Source organism: Flavobacteriales bacterium (assembly GCA_019694795.1).
GTDB lineage: Bacteria > Bacteroidota > Bacteroidia > Flavobacteriales_D > UBA2798 > UBA2798.
The window spans coordinates 1-7,465 of the sequence record JAIBBF010000091.1 but is presented as its reverse complement, the minus strand read 5'-3'; the positions used below and the strand labels follow the sequence as shown (position 1 = coordinate 7,465).

The following is a 7,465-nucleotide window of genomic DNA, read 5'->3' as shown; positions in this document are numbered from 1 at the left end:
ATAGTGGCGGGACAACTAATGCCTGGCAATTCTGCATCAATGATGGTAACGTCAAAACTACATGTCGCAGTTCTTCCTTGCGCATCTGTCACTAAAAATGTATTTGTGGTTGTTCCAACAGGAAATGTAGATCCGGAGGCTAATCCTGCAAGTTGTGTAGTAATTGCACCCGGACAGTTATCAGTTCCAACCGGAGTTCCAAAATTTACAACTGCAGAGCACAATCCGCCTTGGTTATTCGTGCTGATTGTTCCCGGACATGAAATACTTGGGTTGATTAAATCAATAGTTGTTCCAACGGTGATCGTTGTAGAGGATGTACATGAATTTGCATCCGTTGTTGTTATCGTATAAACACCTGCAGAAAGGTTATTGATTGAATAAGTTCCTCCAATGCTGGTGATTTCATTTCCTGCAGGATTTCCCGATGAAGGTCCTGTCCAGGAAATATTATAGGGAAGTGTTCCGCCCACGCTCGATACTAAAATGCTTCCGTCATTTCCATTTAAACAAGCAACAGAATCTGCAACTCCGGAAATAATCAATTCACCGGGTATGGTAATACTATAAGGTAAAGAATTACAACCTGAAGAATCCCTCACCACAATTTGATAAGATTGTGAAATAGGAAGATTTAATGTATGAACTCCCAATGCAGAAAAGGTTGCTCCATTATCTGAACTAACCTGATAATTTCCTCCATCACCACCTGTTGGTGTAACAGTAACCGCAATGCTATTTGATCCGGAAGGAATGCATGGATTAAAACTTACATTACTAATGCTAACTGCAGGGTCAATTGAAATAGTACTTGCCGATGTAGTTGTACATCCATTCCCATCCATGGCTGAAATGGTATGTGTGCTATTTATACTTAAAGAAGTAGAATATGTACCTGAACTCAAATAAGCGCCACCATCAAATGAAAGTTGATAAGGACCATCTGTTCCACCGGAAATACTGTCGACAGTTACCACTGCAAAAGTATTTCCAGGGGCAGGACAATCTATGGTGTAATTAATAATATTTACAACAGCAGGTTCATTCACATAAGCATTCACGCTATTAATACGTGTACAAAAGTTGGCATCAGTAACAGTGAGTAAATATTGACCAGGACTTAATGAACTAATATCTTCATTGGTAGAAGATCCACCATTAGGATATGTCCATGCATACGTATAAGGACTTTGACCACCACTTACAGTTGCGTCAATTGCACCATCGTTAGTTCCATTACATGTTAAATCTGTTGTAATGTTTGTAACACTAATTGCAGATGGCATCGTAATTCCGGCACTTGCAGAAGTAGAACATCCATTTGCATCCGTTACTGTAACAGAATACGTTGATGCGGCTAATCCGATTACATCTTCAGTGTGTGCAATGGTAATATTTCCATTGTTGTTAATCCACTCGAAGGAGTATGGAGTTGTTCCTCCACTTACTGATAAGTCGATGGTTCCATTTGATAATCCATAACATGTAATCGAGGTTGGACTTAATCCTACTGATAAAGCACTTGGATTATTGATCGTGAAATTTTGTGTCACAACACAATTGGATGCATCCATAATATTCAGGGTATGTGCACCACCATTTAATCCGGTGAATGTTCCTGAAGGATTAGGAATAAATGCTGCGCCATCTAATGAATATTGATATGGTGCTGTTCCGTGTGCAACAACAACCGTAGCACTACCATTCGATTCTCCAAAACATAAAACTCCACTGGTATTTACGGCTGCCTGAAAATTATTACATGGAGGTTCATTGATAATTACGTTATCAGAAATCGTACAGAGATTGGCATCTGTAATTGAAACGGAATATGTTCCTGCTGCTAAACCGGATGCCATAGAAGAAGTTTGACCATTATTCCATAGATATGAATAGGCGGGAGTACCTCCACTTACATTGGCAGTTGCTGTTCCACTTGTTCCTCCAATGACAGAATTGTCTGTATGCGTCATCGTATTCGAAAGTTGAGTAGGTTGGTTTACTGTTGCAGTAGCTACACTTCTACACCCAAGGGTGATGTCAGTAACAATCACTTCATAAACTCCCGCAGTTAAACCCGTAGCGGTTACTGTGGTTTGCACAGGACTAGTTTGCCAGATATACGAATAGGGTCCTGATGATCCTGCACCTCCGATAAACGAAATGGTTGCGCTACCATCATTACCTCCAAAACAACTTACGTCTGTACCACTTGCAGAAGCATTAAATCCGGTGCATATCGGAAGATTTACAACAGTGCTTCCACTAATAGAACATCCATTTGCATCGGTTACAGTAACCGTGTATGCTGCTGAACTTAATCCGCTAATGGAAGAAGATGTTGCGCTTGTATTCCACAAATAGGAATATGGAGTTGTTCCTCCGGAAGGACTCGCGCTTGCAGTACCATCAGCAGCTAATGGTGCAGTTTCGTCTGTGCTACTCATCACAAGTGATAAAGCAGATGGAGACGTAAGTGTAAATGGATGATTTGCTCCGCATCCATAGGCATCAACCACGGTCACTGAATACGTTCCCGCTCCAAATGTTTGCGAAGAGCCAGTTGCTCCATTACTCCAATAATACGATGTAGCACCAAATCCACCACTTGGTGAAACGATCACTATACCAGTGCTGTTATTACAATTTAATGTTGGTGTGTTAATGATAGCAGAAGGACCTGCATCAAAATATATTCGTACTACATCGGAATTATTTACACATCCTGTTGCAGTACAGGTTAAATCCACAAAGCCATTCATTAGATCTGTAGCCGATGCTGTATAGCTGGGAGAAAGCGCAGTTGAAGAAGGACTAAATGTTCCACCGCCTGGTGATGTCCAAACAACGCCACTCGCATTGGTGATACTTGCATTGAGTAATGCGGTTGGACTTGTTGCGCAAACGGTATCATCAGTTCCGGCGTTAATGGTAGGTTGCAGTGTTTCTGTTACAGATCTGGATAATCCTACAGGCAAGCATCCTCCACTGGTTAAAACATCACTTACATATACGGTATATGTTCCAGCTGTATTAATAGGAGGTGTTGATGAAGCAGAACTTATAATCGTATTAGTGGCGTTATTGTACCATGAAAAGGTATAAGGAGAAACACCACCAGTTGCAGATGCAGTTAGCGAAACGGATCCACCCTGACAAAAGTTAGCAGGATTTGGATTTACCGATGGAACTAAAGCATTAAAAATATAAATCCGCACTGTGGCAGAACTTGTATATACTCCACACGAAGTTGATGCAATCTGATTTCCGGAAATATCAAAATCAATATAACCTGAAGGAGGAACATATCCCGGAGTGAAAATCGGATCAGATGGATTACTTAAGTTCAACCATGAATCATACAAACTATTGTGAGATGTCATAGTGATGTTGTTTAATCCATAAATATGTAAGGGTAAAGAACAGCCTACACGTACAGAATCATCCACCGGAAAAGTTGGTTTGGGGATTTGCCGAATGGTATAGGCAGAGTTGGCATTACCACCGGATTTACCATACCAGATGTTGTGGGGACCAGGACCTGTAATACAAACTTCTTGTCCACCTTCAATTCTGCTTGAATAAGTTCCACAGGCATCAATCCAATATCCGGAAGATGCTCCACCTGGATCTGAAGGTGATAAACCAACAGCCACCATCGCAACATTAGGATCAAGTGTAATGTTAAATGAAACGAAAGTCCAGTTTCCTGTTCCGGGGGCCGCCACAGCAAGTCGCTTGGCGTGTAACGTTTGGTGAGACCCAAACAGAATCAGGAACTCCATTTAGATTTACTACAAAGTGGGGAACACTCGTGCTGCAAATTCCACTGAGAGGATTTGGATAAACAGGTGTTTGACCCCAAGTTGGATTTCGGGTTAATAATGTCAGCAACAGAATTGCTAAGCGTAAAGATGTTTTCATGTCGCAACTTTTTTTGATGGTGTAAAATTATTTGGAGAGCAATTCATTTTTTGTGAGCGGCATCACTGTAAACTGTGATTATTGTCAAGGAAAATTGTGGAATACATGACTCCTGTCATTAAACTATGGGGACTACCTGACGTTAAGTAGTTTGCAAATAAAAAAGGCATTCTGGATGAAGAATGCCTTTTAAAATTTTTATTCAATTGATAATAAGCGCTTATCGAATAATTGTAAAGTGTTTAACACTTTTCACTTCGTTGTTTTGGAGGAGTTTAAAAATATAGCCCCCATTTTCTATTGTAGAAACATCTGTTGTGGTGATGGATTTCAAGCATAGATTGAGTTTTGTTTGTTTTTATTCAAAATTTATTGAATAAATAAATCTTGATTTTAGAGAGATAAGTTTTCTTAAAAATTCCAAAAAGAAAATTTGAGAATTTGTATTTTATGGCAAACGATCTTATTGGCAATGTTTGTAATTTTTATTTCCAGCATTCCGGAGGTCATTTTAATAGCTTGATTTTCAGTTAAAATTTAACCTGTTTTTCCCTTGTTCTCCGGCGGCATTTTTCTTATTTTTATGCCCCTTTACAAATTACCTGTTTATGCAAGAGGCAAAGCCATATCAACCTAAGAATAAAGTAAGAATTGTAACTGCGGCTTCATTGTTTGATGGACACGATGCTGCAATTAATATCATGCGCCGTATCATTCAAAGTACAGGTGCTGAAGTTATCCATCTTGGTCACGATCGATCGGTAGAAGAAGTGGTGAATTGTGCCATTGAGGAAGATGCACATGCTATTGCTTTGACCAGCTACCAGGGTGGACACGTGGAGTATTTTAAATACATGCACGATTTACTCAAGGAAAAAGGTGCAGAAAACATTAAAATTTTCGGAGGTGGTGGCGGAACCATTCTTCCTTCAGAAATTGAAGAGTTGCAACATTACGGAATCACCCGCATCTATCACCCGGATGATGGTCGCGCCCTTGGATTACAGGGAATGATCAATGATCTGATGGAGAAAAGTGATTATTCCATAGGCGATCACCTGAATGGTGAAGTGAAACAACTCGATCCGAAACACAAAAAAAATATTGCGCGATTAATTTCTGCTGCAGAAAATTTTCCTGAAGCTTCGCGATCCATGTTGGATGCCATAGCGGAAAAAGCAAAAACATCTAAATCTCCGGTATTGGGAATCACCGGAACAGGTGGTGCAGGAAAATCAAGTATGGTAGATGAAATCGTCCGCCGTTTTCTACTCGATTTCCCCGATAAGCACATTGGAATTGTATCAGTAGATCCTTCTAAACGCAAAACCGGTGGAGCATTGTTGGGCGACCGTATCCGGATGAATTCCATTCGCAACGACCGTGTTTATATGCGCTCATTGGCAACGCGTCAGAGTAACCTTGCATTGAGCAGATATGTTGGTGATGCGGTGAATGTATTGAAAGCAGCTAATTACGATTTAATCATATTGGAAACATCAGGTATCGGACAAAGCGATACTGAAATTTTAGATCATTCAGATGTTTCCTTGTACATCATGACACCCGAATTCGGTGCAGCAACACAATTGGAAAAAATCGATATGCTCGATTTCGCAGATATTGTTGCCATCAATAAATTCGATAAGCGTGGAGCACTGGATGCTATTCGCGATGTAAAAAAACAATACAAACGCAATCACCAACTCTGGGATGCCGATGATGAAACATTACCGGTGTTTGGTACTATCGCATCTCAATTCAACGATCCGGGAACCAATCGTCTTTATAAGGCGATCATGGACAAAATCGTTGAGAAAACAGATGCACCTCTAAAATCACAATTTGCCATTACGCAGGAGATGTCGGAAAAAATCTATGTGATTCCACCGGCGCGTACACGTTACCTTTCAGAAATTTCTGAAAACAATCGCAAATATGATAGCTGGGTGAATAAACAGGTGGATATTGCCGATAAACTTTACGGACTTGAAACCACCATCGGTACCTTCAACGAAAGTAAAGATGCAGATATCATCAAAACATTGCGTGCTCAGTTTGATCGTTTAAAATTAGACCTTGATCCACACAATTGGGAATTGATTCGTCAATGGCCCGAGAAAGTAAAAATGTATAAGGATGAATTTTATGTGTTCCAGGTGCGCGATAAGCAAATCAAAATAAAAACACATACTGAATCTTTATCGCATTCACAGATTCCAAAAGTTTCTACACCACGCTATCGCTCCTGGGGTGATATTTTGCGTTGGGTGCTTCAGGAAAATGTACCTGGTGATTTTCCATATACAGCAGGAATTTATCCTTTCAAACGCGAAGGTGAAGATCCTACCCGAATGTTTGCGGGTGAGGGTTGTCCGGAACGAACCAACAAACGTTTTCACTATGTATCACTCGGAATGCCTGCTAAGCGTTTGTCAACCGCATTCGATTCGGTAACCTTATATGGTAACGATCCTGATTTGCGTCCCGATATCTACGGTAAAATCGGAAACTCCGGTGTATCGATCTGCTGTTTGGATGATGCAAAAAAATTATACAGCGGATTTGATTTGGCAGATCCAAAGACATCGGTGTCCATGACCATCAACGGTCCGGCTCCAATGTTACTTGGGTTTTTCATGAATACAGCTATTGATCAACAATGTGAAAAATACATCAAGGCCAACGGACTCGAAAAAGAAGTTGAGAAAAAAATTGAAGCCATTTACAAAGAACGCGGAGTTCCTCGTCCCAAATACAATGCACCACTTCCTGAAGGAAACGATGGATTAGGACTGATGCTTCTGGGTGTGACCGGCGATATGGTTTTACCTGCGGATGTTTATCAAAAAATCAAGACCGAAACACTCATGCAGGTGCGTGGAACGGTGCAGGCAGATATTTTAAAAGAAGATCAGGCTCAGAATACCTGTATTTTCTCAACGGAATTTGCATTGCGGTTAATGGGCGATGTGCAGGAATATTTCATTCAGAAAAAAGTCAGAAATTTTTATTCCGTATCCATCTCCGGATATCACATCGCAGAAGCAGGAGCGAATCCAATTACGCAATTGGCATTTACTTTAGCCAATGGATTTACCTATGTGGAATATTACCTCAGCAGAGGAATGGACATTAACGAATTCGGTCCGAATCTTTCATTCTTCTTTAGTAATGGAATTGATCCGGAATATGCGGTTATCGGAAGAGTAGCGCGCAGAATTTGGGCGAAGGCGATGAAAGAGAAATACGGTGCAGATGCACGTTCGCAGATGTTGAAATACCATATTCAAACTTCAGGACGTTCGCTGCATGCACAGGAAATCGATTTCAATGATATCCGAACCACACTGCAGGCTTTGTATGCGATTTACGATAACTGTAATTCACTTCACACCAATGCATACGATGAAGCGATTACAACACCAACCGAAGAATCAGTTCGCCGTGCCATGGCGATTCAGTTAATCATTAACAGAGAACTCGGTTTGGCGAAAAATGAAAATCCGATTCAGGGATCTTTCATCATTGAAGAACTAAC

2 protein-coding genes are annotated in these 7,465 nt (G+C 40.6%); one reads left to right on the top strand and one right to left on the bottom strand.

Annotated elements, in window-relative coordinates; genetic code table 11:
- Positions 1 to 3,785: HYR domain-containing protein (locus tag K1X56_14410; GenBank protein MBX7095911.1), on the bottom strand; the 3,785-nt coding region annotated here is incomplete at its 3' end.
- A 747-nt stretch (positions 3,786 to 4,532) separates the two neighbouring features.
- Here K1X56_14410 and K1X56_14405 point away from each other — a divergent pair.
- Positions 4,533 to 7,465: methylmalonyl-CoA mutase family protein (locus K1X56_14405; protein ID MBX7095910.1), on the top strand; the 2,933-nt coding region annotated here is incomplete at its 3' end.